This window comes from Paenibacillus sp. SN-8-1 (assembly GCF_050995535.1).
In the GTDB taxonomy this organism is placed as follows: domain Bacteria; phylum Bacillota; class Bacilli; order Paenibacillales; family Paenibacillaceae; genus Fontibacillus.
The window spans coordinates 4,083,179-4,102,676 of sequence record NZ_CP194782.1 but is presented as its reverse complement, the minus strand read 5'-3'; the positions used below and the strand labels follow the sequence as shown (position 1 = coordinate 4,102,676).

18 protein-coding genes are annotated in these 19,498 nt (G+C 48.5%); 17 read left to right on the top strand and 1 reads right to left on the bottom strand.

From position 1 onward, the window contains the following. The first annotated feature begins 89 nt into the window (after positions 1 to 89). From atpF to ACRRNK_RS20045, 6 genes are all read left to right on the top strand, one after another. Positions 90 to 578 carry a F0F1 ATP synthase subunit B gene (gene atpF / locus ACRRNK_RS20070; RefSeq protein ID WP_433944366.1) on the top strand — a complete coding sequence of 163 codons (489 nt, stop codon included), beginning with the start codon at positions 90 to 92 and terminating at the stop codon, positions 576 to 578. After that, a complete protein-coding gene (locus tag ACRRNK_RS20065; RefSeq protein WP_433944365.1) occupies positions 575 to 1,114 on the top strand; it encodes a F0F1 ATP synthase subunit delta in 540 nt (179 codons plus the stop codon). Before atpF ends, ACRRNK_RS20065 begins: the two co-directional genes overlap by 4 nt. Positions 1,115 to 1,138: 24 nt before the next feature. Continuing rightward, positions 1,139 to 2,653, top strand: a complete 1,515-nt coding sequence (gene atpA, locus ACRRNK_RS20060; RefSeq protein WP_433944364.1) for a F0F1 ATP synthase subunit alpha — start codon at positions 1,139 to 1,141, stop codon at positions 2,651 to 2,653. A gap of 176 nt (positions 2,654 to 2,829) precedes the next feature. Beyond that, positions 2,830 to 3,696, top strand: coding sequence for an ATP synthase F1 subunit gamma (atpG, locus tag ACRRNK_RS20055; protein WP_433944363.1), 867 nt, complete (start codon positions 2,830 to 2,832; stop codon positions 3,694 to 3,696). A gap of 92 nt (positions 3,697 to 3,788) precedes the next feature. After that, positions 3,789 to 5,189, top strand: a complete 1,401-nt coding sequence (atpD, locus tag ACRRNK_RS20050) for a F0F1 ATP synthase subunit beta (RefSeq protein ID WP_433944362.1) — start codon at positions 3,789 to 3,791, stop codon at positions 5,187 to 5,189. Positions 5,190 to 5,360: 171 nt separating this feature from the next. After that, positions 5,361 to 5,774 carry a F0F1 ATP synthase subunit epsilon gene (locus ACRRNK_RS20045; protein ID WP_433944361.1) on the top strand — a complete coding sequence of 138 codons (414 nt, stop codon included), beginning with the start codon at positions 5,361 to 5,363 and terminating at the stop codon, positions 5,772 to 5,774. A gap of 132 nt (positions 5,775 to 5,906) precedes the next feature. Here the strand turns inward: ACRRNK_RS20045 and ACRRNK_RS20040 are convergent, their stop codons facing one another. Then, the gene (locus tag ACRRNK_RS20040; protein WP_433944360.1) at positions 5,907 to 6,602 is read right to left on the bottom strand and encodes a copper homeostasis protein CutC; all 696 of its coding nucleotides are present in this window, start codon (positions 6,600 to 6,602) and stop codon (positions 5,907 to 5,909) included. 349 nt (positions 6,603 to 6,951) lie between these two features. Between ACRRNK_RS20040 and ACRRNK_RS20035 the strand changes: the two genes are divergently transcribed. The 11 genes from ACRRNK_RS20035 to ACRRNK_RS19985 all read left to right on the top strand — a co-directional run bounded on the left by ACRRNK_RS20035 (position 6,952) and on the right by ACRRNK_RS19985 (position 19,445). Next, positions 6,952 to 7,209, top strand: a complete 258-nt coding sequence (locus ACRRNK_RS20035; RefSeq protein ID WP_433944359.1) for a DUF1146 family protein — start codon at positions 6,952 to 6,954, stop codon at positions 7,207 to 7,209. A gap of 312 nt (positions 7,210 to 7,521) precedes the next feature. After that, a complete protein-coding gene (murA, locus tag ACRRNK_RS20030) occupies positions 7,522 to 8,868 on the top strand; it encodes a UDP-N-acetylglucosamine 1-carboxyvinyltransferase (RefSeq protein WP_433944358.1) in 1,347 nt (448 codons plus the stop codon). A gap of 448 nt (positions 8,869 to 9,316) precedes the next feature. Further along, entirely contained in the window at positions 9,317 to 11,023 is a 1,707-nt protein-coding gene (gene spoIID / locus ACRRNK_RS20025; protein WP_433944357.1) for a stage II sporulation protein D, read from the top strand. 372 nt (positions 11,024 to 11,395) lie between these two features. Next, the gene (locus ACRRNK_RS20020) at positions 11,396 to 12,136 is read left to right on the top strand and encodes a peptidoglycan DD-metalloendopeptidase family protein (RefSeq protein ID WP_433944356.1); all 741 of its coding nucleotides are present in this window, start codon (positions 11,396 to 11,398) and stop codon (positions 12,134 to 12,136) included. Between the two features lie 159 nt (positions 12,137 to 12,295). Continuing rightward, positions 12,296 to 12,580, top strand: coding sequence for a sporulation transcriptional regulator SpoIIID (gene spoIIID, locus ACRRNK_RS20015; RefSeq protein ID WP_127198417.1), 285 nt, complete (start codon positions 12,296 to 12,298; stop codon positions 12,578 to 12,580). Between the two features lie 315 nt (positions 12,581 to 12,895). Then, positions 12,896 to 13,894 (top strand): rod shape-determining protein, encoded by a 999-nt coding sequence (locus ACRRNK_RS20010; protein WP_433944355.1) that lies wholly within the window; start codon positions 12,896 to 12,898, stop codon positions 13,892 to 13,894. Between the two features lie 1,014 nt (positions 13,895 to 14,908). Continuing rightward, positions 14,909 to 15,784, top strand: a complete 876-nt coding sequence (locus tag ACRRNK_RS20005) for a flagellar hook-basal body protein (RefSeq protein ID WP_433944354.1) — start codon at positions 14,909 to 14,911, stop codon at positions 15,782 to 15,784. A 10-nt stretch (positions 15,785 to 15,794) separates the two neighbouring features. After that, the gene (locus tag ACRRNK_RS20000; RefSeq protein WP_433944353.1) at positions 15,795 to 16,616 is read left to right on the top strand and encodes a flagellar hook-basal body protein; all 822 of its coding nucleotides are present in this window, start codon (positions 15,795 to 15,797) and stop codon (positions 16,614 to 16,616) included. 12 nt (positions 16,617 to 16,628) lie between these two features. Beyond that, positions 16,629 to 16,829: a DNA-directed RNA polymerase subunit beta gene (locus tag ACRRNK_RS19995; protein ID WP_433944352.1), complete on the top strand. Its 201-nt coding sequence runs from the start codon at positions 16,629 to 16,631 to the stop codon at positions 16,827 to 16,829. A 426-nt stretch (positions 16,830 to 17,255) separates the two neighbouring features. After that, a complete protein-coding gene (gene fabZ / locus ACRRNK_RS19990; RefSeq protein WP_251376427.1) occupies positions 17,256 to 17,693 on the top strand; it encodes a 3-hydroxyacyl-ACP dehydratase FabZ in 438 nt (145 codons plus the stop codon). A 27-nt stretch (positions 17,694 to 17,720) separates the two neighbouring features. After that, positions 17,721 to 19,445: a phospho-sugar mutase gene (locus tag ACRRNK_RS19985; protein WP_433944351.1), complete on the top strand. Its 1,725-nt coding sequence runs from the start codon at positions 17,721 to 17,723 to the stop codon at positions 19,443 to 19,445. Positions 19,446 to 19,498: the final 53 nt, after the last annotated feature.

Sequence of the window (19,498 nt, the reverse complement as noted above, 5' to 3'; positions counted from 1 at the left end):
GCCACAGTCATCCGCGCCCTTCTTTTTAGACCGGAGCATTTCGAACTATTGAAAGAGGAACCTTACGGCACCGGAAAGGAGTGACAGGTTTGAGTTTACATTGGGAGTCCTTTGTAATTACATTAATCGCGTTTTTGATCTTGTATATCTTGCTCAACAAATATGCTTTCGGCCCGCTCTTCTCCGTAATGGAAAAGCGTCGCGAGCTCGTTCAACAGCAGTTGAGTGAAGCAGCTAACACTCGTGAGCAGGCTACCGTCTACGTCGAGGAGCAGAAGCAAGCCCTCCAGGAAGCGCGTCAGCAGGCCTACGAAATTATTGAACAATCGAAGCAGACTAGTGGTAAGCAAGCCGCTCAGATCGTAGAACTGGCTAGAACGGAAGCAGCGCGTCTGAAAGACGAAGCTGTTCGTGATATCCAGAACGAGAAGAACAAAGCGGTAGAACAACTGCGCGGAGAAGTCGGTGTGGCTTCCGTGAAGATTGCTTCCAAGCTGATTGGCAAGGAAGTTAAGGAAGACAGTGTTCAAGGAGAACTGGTAGATCAGTACCTTAAAGAAGTCGGTGGCAAATCATGAGCCGCGAAACGGTTGTAGCCAAACGTTATGCAAAGGCTTTATATGAAGCTGCCGCACAGGATGGCCGCACACTTGAAGTGGAACAGGAATTAACGGCCGCTGTAGAGGCGCTTACTTCGGATAAGGAGATTGTCAATTTCATTGAATCTCCTAACATCTCTGAAGATGCGAAATGGCAGGTGCTTGAGAGCAGCCTTCAGGGGAAGCTTTCACAGTCCGTGATCTCTTTCTTGAAGCTTCTTATTGAGCGCGGGAGAGCAGATATTTTGCCCGAGACGCTGGATAGCTATACTAAGATCTCCGGCGATGCGCTCGGTCTAGCTAATGCAACTGTCTATACAACATATTCTCTAGATGAACAGGAGCAGAATAAAGTAGCTCAGGAATTCGGAGAAATCGTTCACAAGAAAATTCGCGTTCACAACGTGGTCGATAAAAGTTTGCTCGGCGGTATGAAGGTGGTTATCGGTGACACGCTGTACGATGGCAGTCTTGCCGGTAAGTTAGAACGCCTTGAAAAGTCTTTTCGAAGATAAGCACTGAAGATAGGGGTGAAATTCTTGAGTATCAGACCTGAAGAGATCAGTACACTGATCAAAAGTCAAATCGAACAGTATAAAACGGAAATCGAGGTAGCTGAAGTCGGTACCGTTATTCAAGTAGGTGATGGTATTGCCCGTGTTCACGGACTCGAGAATGCAATGGCAAACGAACTCCTCGAATTTGAAAACGGCGTATTCGGCCTTGCCCTCAACCTTGAGGAAAGCAATGTCGGTGTCGTAATCCTTGGACCTTACAGCGAAATTCGCGAAGGCAGCCAAGTGAAACGTACAGGACAAATCATGCAGGTTCCAGCTGGTGATGCCCTGCTCGGTCGTGTAGTGAACCCACTCGGACAACCAATCGATGGTAAAGGTCCGATCGCTACAACTGAATTCCGTCCAGTTGAGAACAACGCACCAGGCGTAATCGACCGTAAATCGGTACATGAGCCAATGCAAACAGGGATTAAAGCGATTGACTCCATGGTTCCAATTGGCCGTGGTCAGCGGGAATTGATTATCGGTGACCGCCAAACAGGTAAGACAGCGATTGCTATTGATGCGATCATTAACCAAAAAGGTAACGGTGTAAAATGTATTTACGTCGCTATCGGACAAAAACAATCTACAGTTGTTAACGTGGTTGAAACCCTTCGTCGTCACGGTGCACTTGACTACACGATCGTAGTCAGCGCTTCTGCTTCTGAACCATCACCACTACTGTATATTGCTCCTTATGCCGGTGTAGCTATGGCTGAGTACTTCATGTACAAGGGTGAGCATGTCCTCATCATCTATGATGACTTGTCCAAGCAAGCTGCGGCATACCGCGAATTGTCCTTGCTGCTTCGCCGCCCACCAGGTCGTGAAGCATTCCCGGGTGACGTATTCTACCTGCACTCCCGTCTGTTGGAGCGCGCAGCTAAGCTTAGTGATGAGCTTGGTGGCGGTTCGATTACGGCACTTCCTTTCATCGAGACTCAAGCTTCCGACGTATCTGCCTACATTCCAACGAATGTAATCTCCATCACGGATGGACAGATCTTCCTGGAGTCCGACTTGTTCTACGCGGGTCAACGTCCTGCGATCAACGTAGGTATTTCCGTATCCCGTGTAGGTAGTTCCGCACAGATTAAGGCCATGAAGAAGGTCGCCGGTTCACTCCGTCTGGACCTTGCTCAATACCGTGAGCTTCAAGCCTTCTCCCAGTTCGGTTCTGACCTCGATAAATCTACACAAGCCCGTCTAAACCGTGGCGCGCGTCTTATGGAGATCCTGAAACAAGGGGTTAACCAGCCGCTGCCGGTTGAGAAGCAGGTTATCAGCTTGTATACCGCTGTTAAAGGATACCTGGATGATATTCCAGTTGCAGATATCCACCGCTTTGAGGGTGAATTCCACAACTTTATGGATAGTCATCATGCGGATGTTCTGCAATCCATTCGTGATACCAAGGATCTGACTGCAGATAATGAAACAGCACTAAAAGCCGCAATTGAGAAATTCAAAAACGGATTCGCAGTATCGGCTTAATATACAAATGCGCTTAGCTTTGAATATCAGGTTCAAAGCTAAGGAGCATGTTTACAGGAGTTTGGCTGTTAGCCATTCCAGGGATATGCGCGCGAAAAGTAACTTTGGTGTCCCAAGGTGAAATGAGGCTTACGAAGCTAGTTTTGGAGCTGCCAAAACTTTGAGGTGGTGAAATCATGGCAAAAGGAATGCGCGAGATAAAGCGTCAGATTAAGAGTATTCAGAATACCCGCCAAATCACGAAAGCGATGGAGATGGTTGCAGCCGCAAAGCTCCGGAGAGCCCAAGAGAAGGCACAATCCTCTCGTCCATATGCTGAGAAGCTGAAGGAAGTCGTAGACGGAATTGCTGCTGGTACAACTGGAATCTCACATCCCATGCTGGTTACCCGTCCGGTTAAGAGAACAGCTTATATCGTTATTACTTCCGATGCAGGGCTTGCTGGCGGTTACAATGCCAATATGCTCCGCGCGGTTATGGATAGAATTAAAGCTAACCATACCTCCAAGGAGGAATACGGAATATTCGTTGTAGGACGTAAAGGTCGTGACTATTTCAGACGGCGCGAGCTTCCAGTGGTTGACGAAGTAACCGAACTATCAGATTCTCCTACGTTCGCCGATATCAAGTCTTTGGCTTACTCGGCAGTACGCAGCTTTGAAGACGAGCAGTTCGATGAGATCTACATTTGCTATAACAAATTCATTAATGCGATTACCCAGGTACCAACCATTAACCGCCTTCTTCCATTTGAAAAGCCGGCCGCTTCCGCTTCAGGCGTGAAGGCTAGCTACGAGTATGAGCCTTCTCCGGAGAATGTTCTCCAGGTACTTCTTCCGAAGTATGCTGAGACTATTATCTATGGAGCTCTACTTGAAGGTAAAGCAAGTGAGCTTGGGGCCAAGATGACTGCGATGGGTAATGCGACCAAGAACGCAAGCAAAATGATCGGTGAATTGACACTGACCTACAACCGCGCTCGCCAAGCGGCAATCACTCAGGAAATTACGGAGATTGTGGCCGGTGCGAACGCTCAATCCTAATAACTAAGTAACAATGACAGTTTGCGGTTACTCGGTACGTAGAGTTTGGCTAAAGCTTAGCTCCGCAAACTTTGAGGAGGGAAACGAAAGAGATGAGCAAAGGACGCATTGTCAGCATTACGGGTCCGGTTGTCGACGTTGAATTTGATCGTGGTCAGCTTCCGGAGATCTTCAATGCCATTAAAGTTTTGAAAAAGGATCAGCAGGGAAATGTCACGGATTTGATCCTTGAAGTTTCCAACCATTTGGGTGACAATCTGGTTCGTTGTATTGCCATGTCTTCTACAGACGGTCTTGTGCGTGGAACCGAAGCTGAAGATTTAGGCGCTCCAATCTCTGTACCTGTCGGTGAAGCTACACTTGGACGTATTTTTAACGTTCTGGGTGAGACTATTGACAACAGAGGCGAAGCAGCAGCAACCGTTAAGAACCCGATCCATCGTCAGCCGCCGGCTTTCGATGAACTGTCTACACAAGCTGAAATTCTTGAAACAGGAATTAAAGTTATTGACCTTCTTGCCCCTTACGCCAAGGGCGGTAAGATCGGCCTCTTCGGTGGTGCCGGTGTAGGTAAGACGGTAACTATTCAAGAACTTATCAATAACATCGCTCAAGAACACGGTGGTATTTCTGTATTTGCCGGTGTAGGTGAGCGTACTCGTGAAGGTAATGACTTGTACCATGAGATGTCGGATTCCGGTGTTATCAACAAGACGGCGATGGTGTTCGGCCAGATGAATGAACCACCAGGTGCACGTCTTCGCGTTGCATTGACAGGTCTGACTATGGCTGAGTACTTCCGTGATGAAGAAGGACGCGACGTGCTTCTGTTCATCGATAATATCTTCCGCTTTACCCAAGCGGGTTCTGAAGTATCCGCCCTTCTCGGACGTATGCCTTCAGCGGTAGGTTACCAGCCTACACTCGCTACGGAAATGGGACAATTGCAAGAGCGGATTACTTCTACCAAGAAGGGTTCCGTTACTTCGATCCAAGCGATCTACGTTCCTGCGGATGACTATACTGACCCGGCTCCTGCGACGACATTTGCGCACTTGGATGCTACAACGAACCTGGAGCGTAAAATCTCCGAGATGGGTATCTACCCAGCGGTGGATCCTCTCGCTTCCAGCTCCCGGATTCTGACACCAGAGGTTGTCGGTGAAGAGCACTATAACGTTGCCCAAGGCGTTAAACAGATCTTGGCACGCTATAAAGAGCTTCAAGATATCATCGCGATTCTCGGTATGGATGAGCTCAGCGAGGAAGATAAGTTGATCGTTGGACGTGCCCGTAGAATTCAGCGCTTCCTTTCCCAACCGTTCCACGTTGCGGAAGCCTTTAACGGATTCCCTGGTAAATACGTTCCGATTGCGGATACCGTTCGTAGTTTCAGAGAAATTCTTGACGGTAAGCACGATGAACTTCCAGAGGCTGCATTCCTGTACGTTGGAGCCATCGAAGAAGCTGTGGAGAAAGCTAAGTCCCTATAAGCCTAACGCCTATTTCATAGGCTTTCCAATCAGAGGCAATAGGATTAGGCCGAGTACGAGACTATCTCTTGGATAGCTGAGATAAGAATATCGCTATAGTTTTCCGCAAGGGAAGCTTAGTAGTGCTTACGAAGATAGCTATCATCAGGGTAGCTTTTAGGAGGGTTGCAAGTGAGCACCTTTTTATTAGAAATTGTCACTCCTGAGCGTATCGTGTACTCCCAGCAGGTGGACAGTGTATCCGTACGTGGTGCTGAAGGGGAACTGGGCATTATGGCCGGTCACCTTCCTTTAGTTACACCACTGAAAGTAGCACCGATCATCATTAAATCGGGTAACACGGCTTTGACTGTAGCTGTCCATGGCGGCTTCGTTGAAGTGCAGAAGGAAAAAGTGATTATTCTGGCCGAAAGCGCAGAAATGTCCACTGACATTGATGTAGAACGTGCCAAAGCGGCGAGGGAGCGCGCTGAACGACGTCTAAGCTCAAGTGGTAACCAGGATCTTATTGATCACCGCCGTGCGGAACTGGCATTGCAAAGAGCGATTACCCGTATCAACGTCTCATCGCCAAGCAAGGAATAGTTAAGAAAAGGGGCATTTCCAAGGTCAAGTTGACCTAAGGAAATGCCCCTTTTTTCTATATAGTATTCAGATTATTTTCCTCTTTCTTACATATAATAGATTCTAATTTCTAAATTGAATTTAGCCAAGAATTCAGAAAGGCCGATGAACCAGGTCTCTTGCTTTTGTAATTAAATTGGCATCAAGCGGTTGCAGAATATGGTTTTTCACCCGGACACCAGAGCCCAGATGCACTTCGGATATACCGGAGCTTCGCAAAAAATCATCAAGTGCATGTACAGTTAATCCAGCACCCGCAATGACACGAAGATGCCCGGAATTCGACGCCAAATCCTGGAGGCGAAGTAGAGTATCCACAGCATCGGTAACAACCGACTTAGCTCCTGAAGTTAGAACATGGGTAACCTCGGGGAATTTGCTTAACGTGATAAGCGCTTCTTCCTGATCGAGAACCTTATCGAATGCTCGGTGAAAGGTGACAGGAAGACCGTCAGCGGCCTCAATGAATCTGCGCAGAAGCTCCTCATCGATCTTCCTCTCGGGAGTGAGGGCTCCAAATACAAATCCGTCAATCCCTAAACGATTAAACAATCTGGTATCTCTTATAATAGTCTGGATATCATCAGCATCATAACAGAAATGGCGGCTGTGAGGCCGAACCATAATCCGCATATCGATACTGCTATGTTCCCGAATCTCTTCTACAAGACCGAGGCTAGGTGTTAGCCCGCCTTCCGCAGGGCCTGTAATGACCTCGATCCGGTCGGCCCCGGCTGCATGGGCTATCTTTGCGTCAGCAAGGGTGTAGGCAATGATCTCAAGTTTCATAATATTTCCCCCGTAGGTTACTGTGTGTTAGTGTATATATTTAAGTTATCCTCATCCTTAATTATATTGAAAACGAAGCCCAAGTTATACTTTGCAATATAAACCGCTTTCATGTGACAAAATTTGAAAAAGGTTGAAAAAAGCTGGATTATTGCAAGCTTGGCAAGTATGATATAGAAGGTCTTTGTTTTTGTAAAATCTAAATTAAAAAATTGCGTAAATGCTGTGAATAAGATGAAGGGAATGCGGTCTTCAGTTTATCTCACAAATAACCGATATAATTTATGGTGTGATTAACCGTTTTTAGGTTGCCCGCATAAATTATAAGCGTGCCCGAGGAGGAATCCAAGTGGATTCAAATACGGTAAGCCAATTGCCGTCAAGCTTAGCTGTGGGTGGTCTGACAGCTATCATCGTATCGCTGGTTAGCATTGCAGTAGCCTTTTGGGCCCTGCAGAATCTAAAGCTGGATTTGGTTATACGCAACCCAAAGGGACCTCAAGCCAAGCTGCTTCAACTGTTGCTGGCCGTTGTTTTGGGGCACTTCGTTGCTTCTTTTGTGCTGGATTACTGGGGTTACACTCGGATGCTTCGATACATGTTTTAATATTCAGACGTTTGGTTATATCTCTCTTAGGAATTATTCAGCGAGTATGAAATGTCGAATAACATCGAAACATTGTGTTAACAATGGAAATATGGATCTTATGCTCCGTAATTTTATCCGCTGTATGGTAAGAGAATATTGTTCTTAAGCGTAGATAGGCTTTTTCAGGTTACAGCGCTAAACGATGTTCTTATGTTAACAAACTCTTGAGCCATGTAAATAAACCATGTTATTATGAAACTTAGTGAATTAGCGGGATACTCTTTTCAAATGTTTGAAAAAAGAGAAAATGAACGCGCGGAGGGAACCAAGATGAGCAAATTTATCGTCCGCGGTGGCAATGTGTTGACCGGGAACGTCAAAGTCAGCGGAGCTAAGAACTCAGTGCTGCCCATTATCGCAGCCTCTTTGTTGGGTGAAGAAGGGGTCAGCATCATAAGAGATGCACCACCACTTGATGATGTGATGACGATTAATAAAGTATTGGAATATCTAGGAGCTGCTGTTACATACGAGCAGGAAGTGATCACGGTAGATGCGCAGAAACTCGTATCCTGTGAAGCTCCCTATGAGTGGGTACGCAAAATGCGGGCATCTTTCCTGGTCATGGGACCCTTGCTTACACGCATGGGACATACAAGAATTTCACTCCCTGGCGGTTGCGCCATAGGGACTAGACCGATCGACCAACATCTCAAGGGCTTCGAGGCCATGGGAGCTGAGATCAACCTTGGTCAAGGTTATATTGAAGCAAAATCCGAAGGCAGACTCCGCGGTGCGAAGATCTATCTGGACGTAGCGAGCGTTGGTGCTACGGAGAACATTATGATGGCGGCTACGCTTGCTGAAGGTACGACGATTATCGAAAATGCAGCGAAAGAGCCGGAAATTGTCGATCTTGCGAATTACCTCACTAGCATGGGCGCAATCATTCGTGGTGCGGGAACCGGAGTCATCCGCATTGAAGGCGTTGAGAAGCTGCGCGGTGTAGATCATACTGTAATTCCTGACCGTGTTGAGGCAGGAACTTATATGATCGCAGCAGCAATTACTGGCGGCGATGTATTCGTAGAAGGTGCGATTGCGGATCACCTTGGACCAGTAATCTCCAAGCTAGAAGAGATGGGCGTTGCTGTGGATGTCCAAGAGAATGGGGTTCGCGTAACGGCGAACAAACCTCTTCGGTCCGTAGATGTGAAGACACTTCCTTATCCGGGCTTCCCAACAGATATGCAATCCCAGATGATGGCCCTTCTGCTCAAATCTGAAGGTACTAGCGTAATAGCGGAGACTGTATTTGAGAACCGGTTCATGCATGTGGAGCAATTCAGCTTGATGAATGCTGAAATCAAGGTGGAAGGCCGCAGTGCGATTGTTACAGGCGGATCTGATCTGAAGGGCGCTAAAGTCTGCGCAACAGACCTTCGCGCTGGTGCAGCACTAATCATTGCTGGACTCGTAGCTGAGGGTACAACCGAAGTAAGTGGTACACACCACATCGATCGGGGTTACGTGAACTTGGCGGAGAAGCTACAAGGACTTGGAGCCAACATTTGGCGTGTATCCATGGACGAAGAAGTGGAAGCGTCAAGCGGCGAGAAGGCTCCTGAAGCTCAAGAAGAGCTGGGGATTTTCAAAGTACAACCTACACTTGCATAAATTTCATTCTAATATAGGAAGGACCTCTGCCTTAGGGCAGGGGTCTTTTTTATTTGCATAAAGGGAACAGAAGCTCCAGCGATTCGGTAAGTTATCAATAGACAAGAGTGTGAACATTTCTGGAGAAGAAGCATTGTCTGTATGACCAGACTTCACTTACATACTTAATTAAGGAATCTGATCAGAGCATCGTACCTTAAGAATACTTCAACACAGTACACACGGCTGCATAACGTGTAAATCTATATTTCGACTTATATCACCTTAATCATGCAGGTTCTACCTCCCGAGCAAAACTCATATCTATAAGTATATTGGCGAAAAGATATAACGAGTAAAAGCTAGAATGATCTGACCGAACAATTCGGATCAGGCCAGCTAAATTACTAGTTGTATGGAATGAACGAAAGAAGCTCAATACATATAGGTAATGGAGGTTACGAGCAGCATGAAGGAGAAGAGAGCATCTATTAAAGTAACATTAACGCCTGGTTACCAATCAGAATTAGTGGAAAATCATCTGAATGATATAAAAGCAGGTGAAAGCAGCCTTCGGCCTCAGGGTCACCTGCCCGCAGCAGTGGGAGATGATACCCGGCCTCTTCACTCGGCTGGACAGCGCCAAAGGTCTGCAAGTGTTCAGCCCATAGCGGGAGAAGTGAAGCTGATCAAGGCGGTGCATGAGCTAGATGGCCAGAGTGAACGGGCACCGCAAAGCCAAGTGGTGAGTGAACAGGTACAGCGGACCCAGGCGGGAAGTCAGCGAGCTTGGCAAAGTGAAGCGGAGGGTAGACGGGTACCGCTGATGGTGGTGGCTAAGCGAGAGCCGGTAAGCTGGAGTGCGGCGGAAGCAGGGGAAGCGAAGCTGATCAAGGCGGAGCATTCGGTGGCGGGCACGCCCAGCGCTTCGCTTGCTGGGCGAACAGCCCACGGCCCCGCCGCTGCGCCAGCGGGGCCTTCGGCCCCACCGCGGGCCCCGCAGGGCGCGGGCCCGCTGCACCCGCCGGGCGTGCTCACGCCGCCCGGCGCAATCGAGCCGCCCCGCACTCGCGTTCGCGTGCGGGGCATGGCCCGCGATCCTTTCTTCCGCAGATTCGGAAGAAAGGACCGCCAGATCTTGGCCGCCGCGGCTGTGCTGACGGCGGCGGCCCTGGTGCTGCCCGCGCTGGTTACGCTCCTGCGCGGGGGCCATTCGCCCGGCGCGGTGCCGCAGCCCGCGCCGGTTCGGGTTCCGGCGAAGCCGGTGCCTGCTCCGGCAGGCCAGGCGCAGGCGGACAAGACGCCGGTCCGGGTCTATCTCTCGAAGACCGGCGCGGTCGAGACGCTGCCGCTCGAGGAGTATGTAGCTGGCGTGCTTGCAGCTGAGATGCCAGCCACCTTCGAGCTGGAGGCACTTAAGGCACAGGCCATTGCCGCACGGACATTCATCGTGCACCGGCTGGTGGATGGTGACGTCAGCGGCGTGCCAGGCGGGGCCGCCAACGTGACGGATACCGTAGCCCATCAGGCCTATCTCTCACGGGCCGCCCTGACGAAATGGAAGACTGACGGCGAGGCTGACAAGCTAGCCAAGATCAAGAAGGCGGTACAGGATACAAGCGGCACCATTATGACCTATCAAGGCAAGCCGATCACGGCTTCCTTTTTCTCCGCAAGCAGCGGGTATACCGAGAATTCTGAAGAATACTGGAATCAGAAGATTCCTTATCTTCGCAGTGTGGCCAGTCCGTGGGATGCGAAGCTGGACCCAACCTATAAGGAGACGGTCTCCATGAAGCTCAGCAGCGTGTTCCACAAGCTCGGCCTTAGCCAGCCAAGCGTAGCTGTCAGTACACAAAGCGGGAATACGGGGAATCTTTTCAAGATCTTATCTAGCACAACGGGACATAGAGTCAAGGAGGCGGAGATAGGCGGGAGCAAATTTAGCGGGAGAGAGATCCGGGAGAAGCTGGGCCTGCGTTCAAGCCAATTTCGTTTTGATATAGCAGGAGATCAGGTCAAGATTACCACCTACGGGTATGGGCATGGGGTTGGGATGAGCCAGTGGGGGGCCAACGGAATGGCCCGGGAAGGCTATACAGTTACTCAGATTCTCAGACACTACTATACCGGAATCTCCTTCGATCAAGCCTCCCGGCTGCTGCCTAAGGGATAGGCGGACCTTACGTAAGTGTAGGTTTTATATAAGACGCAGTTAAAAATTTACTTAAGGGTAAGGCGTACCGGAGGGGAAGCTTGGAACTGTAGGAGCGAAAGCGATCGCCTACAAGCTTTCTGAAAGAAAGCTGCATCGGAAGCATATGCTTTGTCTCCGGATTTCATCCGCCCTGCGGTATAAATCAAGAAATCTGGAGACAACAGCGGCCGAAAGTCCAAGCATTCCCCGTAGTTACGACTGTACCCACAAATGTGAACTTTAACTGCGGCTTATATATTCATACCACCCTGAAATATTTTCCAAAAAAATAGTATAGCCGAAGTATAAAAGAGTTGTCCCCGGTAACACTTGTTACTGAGGTGATAAACTATGAATGATCAAAATCAGAAGAATCAAAAGAATGAGGAATCTCCTAAAATTGGATTGGGAGAGCCAGTAGTCCAGGCGTCCTCATGGAAAAGGCTGTTGTCAAGAAAGTGGGTATACCCAGCAGCATACATGGCCACCGCGGCAATCATACTAACCTTAGTGTGGGTCTACCAGGATGCCAGCCATAAGCCGCAGGTCAAAGAAACAGCTGGGGTCGTCACGAATGTGGACAACACACCGGTTGTGGATTCAAGCAAGACGGAAGAGAGTAAATCCGTACCTACTGTTGCAACGCCGGAAGATCTCGTATGGCCGGTGGCAAATGCCGCCGATGTTACTGTCGTTAAGCCGTTCTATGACAAAGATGCTTCAGCCGAAGACCATGTTGCTGCGATCGTGAAGTATAACGATACGTTTATCCCGAACACAGGCATTGACCTGGCGCGCGGGGACAACAAGACTTTTGAAGTCAAAGCAGCCTTAAGTGGTAAAGTGACTCGTGTGGAACAGACTCCGTTGTCTGGTTATGTGGTGGAGATCACCAATGCCAACAACCTGAAGACCGTGTATGAGAGCTTAACGGATGTCAAGGTGAAGAAGGATGCCGAAGTGAAACAAGGCGATACACTGGCTAGCGCCGGACGTAGTGAGCTGGAAAAGGACCTTGGCAATCATGTTCACTTTGCTGTATTTGAGAACGATACGCCGGTGAACCCGGCAACACTTCTTCCACAAAAATAATTGCTTTAACAGGGCGGGGAATCATGAGATTCCTCGTCTTTTTGCTGTGTTGTCTAAAAAAATCGGCCGTCCCCAAGCTTGTCACGCTTGGAAACAAAGAATATATGGGCACGCCCCTCATATACTGTACCAAACTATCTCGAGTTGGGAGGCGGGAGCGTGCATGATTACATCAAGGAACGTACCATTAAGATAGGCCGCTGCATCGTGGAGACGAGGCATACAGTAAGAACGATCGCCAAGGAATTTGGCGTGTCCAAGAGCACGGTGCATAAGGACCTGACCGAACGGCTTCCGGAGATCAACCCGGATCTGGCTGACCAGGTGAAGCATATTTTGGAGTACCACAAGTCTATTCGGCATCTGCGCGGAGGAGAGGCGACCAAAATTAAGTATAAAAAAACAACACCCTCCAAACGGGAGGTGATTTCAGCAGTTAATTAGTCCTAATTTTGTATTCCAAATGTCACAGATTGCTCCAAGCATTAATTTCATTGAATCGACAAGATCAGAGCTGTTTTCCCTCTAAAAAAGACAGGATTGTGATTGAATACGTCCCCCAAAGTGTGATATTTTTAAATATGGTACGAGAATGCGGGTAATTTATCCATTCACCCCGAAATTTAGCTTTACAGAATGGACTTAAGATGTATTTTACTAGTCTTTTTGTGTAAAACTAACGGATTTTCTGTCGAAAACGGGTAACCATAGATGAGGAATTCTTTTACCATTTAAAATACGCTTTGGGGGAGCTTTGTAATGATGAGCAAGGATATCGGAATTGACTTGGGCACGGCGAATGTGCTTATCCATGTAAAAGGGAAAGGTGTAGTACTCGACGAGCCTTCGGTAGTAACGATTGAGAGCGATACCAAGCGGGTGCTTGCTGTCGGTGAAGATGCAAGACGGATGGTAGGTAGAACACCAGGGAACATTGTGGCAATCCGTCCGCTTAAGGATGGAGTTATTGCGGATTTCGAAATTACGGAGACGATGCTGAAATATTTCATCAATCGTGTTGGTGGTAAGAGCTGGTATAGTCACCCCCGAATTCTCATCTGTGCCCCAACGAACATTACCTCAGTTGAGCAAAAGGCGATTCGTGAGGCCGCTGAGCGCAGCGGGGCCAAGGAAGTCTACTTGGAGGAAGAGCCGAAGGCAGCTGCCATCGGAGCGGGAATGGATATTTATGAACCGAGCGGGAATATGGTTGTTGATATTGGAGGCGGGACGACAGACGTTGCGGTTCTCTCTATGGGAGACATTGTTACCGCGTCTTCAATCAAGATGGCAGGCGATAAATTCGATTCGGCCATCATTCGTTATATCAAAACTAAGTACAAGCTCTTAATCGGCGAGCGTACAGCTGAGGATATCAAGATCGGAATCGGAACCGTTCGTCCCGGCGGTCGTCAGGCTGAACTCGACATACGAGGAAGAGATATGGTATCAGGACTTCCGCTTACCATTACGATTTCTTCTGCAGAAGTACAGGAAGCTCTATGGGAGCCCGTGTCTTCGATCGTTGCGGCAGCAAAATCAGTCTTGGAGCGCACTCCGCCGGAACTATCTGCGGACATTATCGACCGCGGGGTGATTCTGACTGGCGGGGGCGCTCTGCTGAACGGATTGGACGAGCTTTTGGCTGAAGAACTCCGCGTACCTGTAGTTGTTGCCGAAGATCCGATGCACTGCGTCGTGAAGGGCACAGGACTCATGCTGGATAATTTGGACAAAGTCATTAAGAAAAAGTTCTAACCATCCGATATAAACTTAAGAACCTTATTGCCCTTTGGGCAATTGGATATAGATGATCTAAATCATAGTTAACCCTGGCTTTAAATGTTATGTAGAAGACAGCAATCAGACATAAATGTGCCAAGTAAATAGGCCTAAAGTTTAACTAACCAGGGTTAACTCATTAGAAACAGGTAATTTATTACAGTGGCACTAGCTGGAATTTCACACGGCGGCAAGAGGATTGTTCCTCCTGCTGATGAGCAATTAGCCAATAGTTAAGTAAAATGTTTAGCTGGTAGGACATTTAATAAGACAACCCAGCAAGCAAATTTTAAGCAAGTAAACTAGCAAGTAAGCCAAACAAGTAAGCCAAACAAGTAAGTCAATTAAGTAAATCGGGTGAACCGAGTAAGTAACTTAGCCCGTCAAAAGGCATGCAAGCAAACAGATCGACCACGTGCATTAACATGAGCATATTTAATTAGCATGTAATAGCTTGTACTAGTTTGTAGATGGAGACAAACAGGATTCGTAAGCGTGTCCTAGCAACACTAGTAACTAATAGAGACAACAGGTAGCCAGTAACTGGACGAGTACTTTCGAGAGCAATTAATACTGTCTTAGGAAGAAAGCCCAGAAAGCGACTAGCAATTAATGAATGTAGAACAAGTAGTCAATGATGAATCAATTCAGACCCTAGCTAAAATATCAGCAACTGACATGGTTTTCTAAGACAATAGACGTCAATCCAAGTCAGTCAACTTGCTAACATCACACAGTAATTTTTATCAAAGTACCTCAAACCTAAAGCGTGTCCCGAAGGGACGACAAGCGGCTCAGAGCACCATGAGCACTAAGTCCAGCCAACACATCTCAACTCCCCACCCATTCAGGTGTCCAGAGGATGAAATCCTTGGGGCCCTTCCTAAAAGTTTTCCGGAGGAAAACTACTTCGGAAGCATATGCTTAGGCAAGGGAGGGTTTGGGAGGGTTGTGAAAAAGATTTTCTCAAAAGATTAGGAGGTTTCCCATTTGCTAAGAGGACTCTATACGGCTGCCGCGGGCATGATGACCCAGCAGCGGATGCACGATACGGTGACCCAGAATATAGCCAACATTAATACACCAGGATACAAGTCGGTGAACGAAGCAGCCCGCTCATTTCCAGAGGTGCTTATTTCTCTGGTGGGCGGGAACGGTCCCGGCACTTCACAAATTGGCAAGCTGAATACCGGCGTGTTCGCCGAAGAGACACAGCCTACTTACACGCAGGGAGACCTTAGAGAGACGGGCAAAAGCTCGGACTTTGGGCTGGAGTCCAGCCTGGAGCTGGTTGATCCGGCGACGGGACAGCCGTATGCTTTTGATCAGTCTGGCAAGTTCGTGAAGGCGGATGGCAGCGTTGTGTACCGTCCTCAGGCTTTCTTCACGGTTCAGGACAATAACGGGAATATCCGTTATACGAGAGATGGCAGCTTTCATGTGAATGGAGCAGGGGAGCTCCTTAGTTCCACCGGCTTCAAGGTCCTTGGAAGCAATGGTCAGCCGCTAGTTCTTAATCGTCCTATTAATGATCTGCAGACGGATAGCAAGGGGAACTTCCTGTATAATGGAGCCCCTACCAATCAGCAGCTGCAGATCACGGTAGCTACTTCCCCTTATGAGCTTGTTCGTAACGGGAACGGTGTGTATGAAGCTGCTGATCCGCAGAAGGCGGGCCTTCGTAATCTGGCAGCTACCGATGCTGTAACCGTACGTCAGGGCTCTCTTGAAGGCTCTAATGTGAATACGGCCCAATCGATGGTCGATTTAATGACAGCACAACGTGCATATGAAGCGAACCAGAAGGTCATTCAATTTTACGATAAAAGTATGGACAAAGCCGTCAATGACGTCGGCCGCGTGTAGGAGGCACTAAATGAACAACTCCATGATCAGTTCCGCGGTCTCCATGGCTGGAATTCAGCAGCGTCTGGATCTGCTTGCGGATAATATTGCGAATGTGAATACGGTTGGATATAAGAGCAAGGGAGCTACCTTTGAGGATACCCTTACCAGCATTGTAAAGCAGGAAGCCGGGATGGGCCGGACAGGTAGAGCTACTCCGCTAGGAATTAATGTAGGATATGGCTCGAGAATGACGAGTGTCTCCCGGGATTATTCTCAAGGACCGATCAAGGATACGGGGAACGACACCGATCTTGCGATCCAGGGGAATGGATTGTTCGCGGTACAGGCGAACGGCCAGAAGGCGTGGACTAGAGAAGGTGACTTCCATATCCAGCCCGATCCCAAGGATAACAAATTAGCATATTTGGTTACTAACCAGGGATACTATGTATTGGATAAGAATAATGCGCCCATTACAGTTCCTGCAGGCTCCAAGCTCCAAATCGATGCTCATGGCAATATTAAAGCAACTCTAGGCAAGACTACAACGAATCTGGGACAGTCCATTCAGTTGGTGTCTCCTCAGCGGCCTGAGGCTCTTGAACAAAGAGCGGACAATCTGTTTGTCCTAACAGCAGGCGCTAACGAGAATGACGTTCTTGCGAGTAACGATACGCTTCCACAGAGTCAGCAGGCATCTCTTCGTCAAGGTGCGCTCGAACAGTCCAACGTGGATTTGACGACCGAAATGTCGGAAATGCTTCAGGTGCAGCGGGCGTATCAGCTTTCAGCACGCGCCTTGACATCAAGTGATACGATGACAAATCTGGCGAACAATTTGCGTGGATAGGTGGAAGTATCGATGAGTCAAGAGAGTAAACCGGCGGCCAAGCGCCCTGCTCTACGTAGAAGCCTGTTCATTCTGCTGCTCCTATTCATCCTATTCCTGGCGCTCTTTAGCGGTATGATTGTAGGATATGTTGTGCTCGGCAAGCAGAGTCTCAGCGGTGCCTTCCAGTGGAGTACCTGGCGTCATGTCTATGATTTGATTTTTGCTTCTTAAGGATCATATATCCGGCAAGAGTGCTTCAGTATTTTATCTGTATGACCAAGAACTCCCGCGCCTGCGAGGAGTTCTTACGCAAGAGTTACCGTAATAACTCCCGCCCTTGCAAGGAGTTCTCACGCCGAAGCATCATAAAAACTCCCGCTTAAGCGGGAGTTTTATTTTTGAGTAGGGAGAAGGTATAATTGTGGGAGGAATGCCTGCTTTGGGCAGTCAGTATACCCAGCGGCAAAAGCAAAAGGGTTCTATCCGTAAGGCGGCTTTAGAGCAGCCCTGCGAATAAACCCCTTATCTGAACCTTCGCATCTGCAGAGACGAAGGATAATTACAGTGTGACCTTTGACACTTGTTTTTATACGGGATTTCCCGTTTAAATACCATTACCCGGAGAGTGGGCAAATAAGAAAGGGGCAGTACATAATCATGTTAGACAATCGGCAGGTTCAAGACATTATTCCTCACCGCTATCCATTCCTTCTGGTGGATCGAATTATCGAGATGGAAGAGGGAAAGCGTGCAGTAGGCATTAAGAATGTAACCATTAACGAGCCTTTCTTCCAAGGGCATTTCCCAGGTTACCCGGTTATGCCTGGCGTACTTATTACTGAGGCATTGGCTCAAGTTGGAGCAGCCGCCATGCTTAGTGTGGAGAGCAACAAGGGGAAGATCGGATTCCTTGCAGGACTGGATGGATTCCGTTTCCGCGATATGGTGTTCCCGGGCGATACCCTTCGCCTTGAAGTTGAGATTATTCGACTGAAGGGTTCAATCGGCAAGGGCCGCGCTACCGCAAAGGTAGGAGATAAAGTGGTAGCAGAAGGTGAAATTATGTTCGCCCTCTCGGATGGGGAATTGAAATAATCAAATAAGAGATGGGAGTAGAGACAAATGAGCGATATGAATCAGGCAATTCAAGAGAAGGTCCAGGCTTGGCTGCAGGATGCTTCAATTGATGAGCAGACCAAAGAGGAGCTTCGTTCGCTGGATAACAGCCCAGCTGAGCTGGAAGATCGTTTCTATAGAGACCTTGAATTTGGTACAGGCGGACTTCGTGGATTGATTGGCGCTGGAAGCAACCGAATCAACCGGTATACTGTGGGTAAAGCAACCCAAGGCTTTGCCCAGTACATTCTGGATGTACACAGCAAGTCTCAAGCGGAGGGTCAGCCTTCTGTTGTGATTGCACATGACTCCCGGCATTTCTCGCCGGAATTTGCCTTGGAAGCTGCACTGGTGCTGGCAGGGAACGGAATTACCGCGAAGCTGTTCCCTTCCCTTCGTCCGACTCCGCAGCTGTCCTTCTCTGTGCGTTCTCTTCAAGCTACGGGAGGTATCGTAATCACAGCGAGTCATAACCCGCCTGAATATAATGGATACAAGGTATACAATGCTTCCGGCGGACAGCTCGTTCCTCATGAAGCCGAGGAAGTCATTGCCTTGATTCAGGAGGTGTCTTCTTTCGCGCAGGTGAAACGTCTGACCCAGGAAGAAGCGGAATCCCAAGGCTTGCTTGTGTGGCTGGGTGAAGCGGAAGACGAAGATTTCGCAAATACAGTAGCTGCTGCAAGTGTGAACCCTGAGATGCTAGCTTCCGGGGCCGGTAAAGATGTGGTTATTGTCTATACTCCACTTCACGGAACGGGGAATGTTCCGGTGCGTCGTGTTCTGGATAAGCTTGGATTCACACAGGTCCACATTGTGGCCGAGCAGGAGCAGCCGGATGCTGAGTTCTCCACAGTGAAATCTCCGAATCCGGAGGAGCGTGAAGCTTTTACCCTGGCCATCGAGCTTGGGAAGAAAGTAGGCGCTGATCTGCTCATGGGAACAGACCCGGATGCGGACCGTATGGGTGCGGTGGTCAAGGATGCGAATGGAGAATATCAGATCCTGACAGGTAATCAGTCGGGTTCGATTCTGGTGCATTATTTGCTTAGCCAGCTGAAATCAGGCGGTAAGCTTCCGGCTAACGGGGCTGTAGTTAAGACTATTGTAACCAGCGAACTCGGGGCCGTGATTGCGCGCCACTATGGAGTTTCGGTGTTCAACACGCTGACAGGCTTCAAATATATCGGTGAAATGATGAATAAATTCGAGCAGAGCGGTGATCATACTTTCCTATTCGGATATGAGGAGAGCTATGGATATCTGGCTGGCAGCTATGCCCGCGATAAAGACGCGATTGTGGCATCGACTTTAATTGCTGAAGCTGCGGCATACTATAAGACACAAGGGAAAACCCTGTTTGATGTTCTTGAAGAGCTGTATCAGCAGTTCGGTTACTACCGCGAGTCTCTTATCTCCCGTACGCTTAAGGGTAAGGATGGCGTAGCCAAGATTCAGTCTCTCATGACGGACTGGCGGGATAACGCTCCTCAGGAAGTTGCGGGTATCAAAGTGAAGGAAGTAGAGGACTTCTCTACAGGACTCTATGGTTTCCCTAAAGAGAATGTGCTTAAGTTCATTCTTGAGGATGGATCATGGTTCTGCTTGCGGCCATCAGGTACAGAGCCTAAGATCAAAGTGTATTTTGCCGTGCGGGGATCTTCAAATGAGGAATCACTGAGCACACTTGGTAAATTACAGGATGAGGTTATGGCCAGAGTTGACGCTTAATTCACATTTAAATGTAATAATGATATAACGTTTTTACTTAATATTCCGAAGTC

Excerpts from the sequence above, each read along its gene's own strand:
- atpD (WP_433944362.1), top strand. The coding sequence starts at position 3,789 with ATGAGCAAAGGACGCATTGTCAGCATTACGGGTCCGGTTGTCGACGTT.
- ACRRNK_RS20040 (WP_433944360.1), bottom strand. The coding sequence starts at position 6,602 with ATGAAACTTGAGATCATTGCCTACACCCTTGCTGACGCAAAGATAGCC.
- ACRRNK_RS19995 (WP_433944352.1), top strand. The coding sequence starts at position 16,629 with ATGAGTCAAGAGAGTAAACCGGCGGCCAAGCGCCCTGCTCTACGTAGA.
- fabZ (WP_251376427.1), top strand. The coding sequence starts at position 17,256 with ATGTTAGACAATCGGCAGGTTCAAGACATTATTCCTCACCGCTATCCA.
- murA (WP_433944358.1), top strand. The coding sequence starts at position 7,522 with ATGAGCAAATTTATCGTCCGCGGTGGCAATGTGTTGACCGGGAACGTC.
- atpG (WP_433944363.1), top strand. The coding sequence starts at position 2,830 with ATGGCAAAAGGAATGCGCGAGATAAAGCGTCAGATTAAGAGTATTCAG.
- spoIID (WP_433944357.1), top strand. The coding sequence starts at position 9,317 with ATGAAGGAGAAGAGAGCATCTATTAAAGTAACATTAACGCCTGGTTAC.
- ACRRNK_RS20010 (WP_433944355.1), top strand. The coding sequence starts at position 12,896 with ATGATGAGCAAGGATATCGGAATTGACTTGGGCACGGCGAATGTGCTT.
- ACRRNK_RS20065 (WP_433944365.1), top strand. The coding sequence starts at position 575 with ATGAGCCGCGAAACGGTTGTAGCCAAACGTTATGCAAAGGCTTTATAT.
- ACRRNK_RS20000 (WP_433944353.1), top strand. The coding sequence starts at position 15,795 with ATGAACAACTCCATGATCAGTTCCGCGGTCTCCATGGCTGGAATTCAG.
- ACRRNK_RS19985 (WP_433944351.1), top strand. The coding sequence starts at position 17,721 with ATGAGCGATATGAATCAGGCAATTCAAGAGAAGGTCCAGGCTTGGCTG.
- ACRRNK_RS20020 (WP_433944356.1), top strand. The coding sequence starts at position 11,396 with ATGAATGATCAAAATCAGAAGAATCAAAAGAATGAGGAATCTCCTAAA.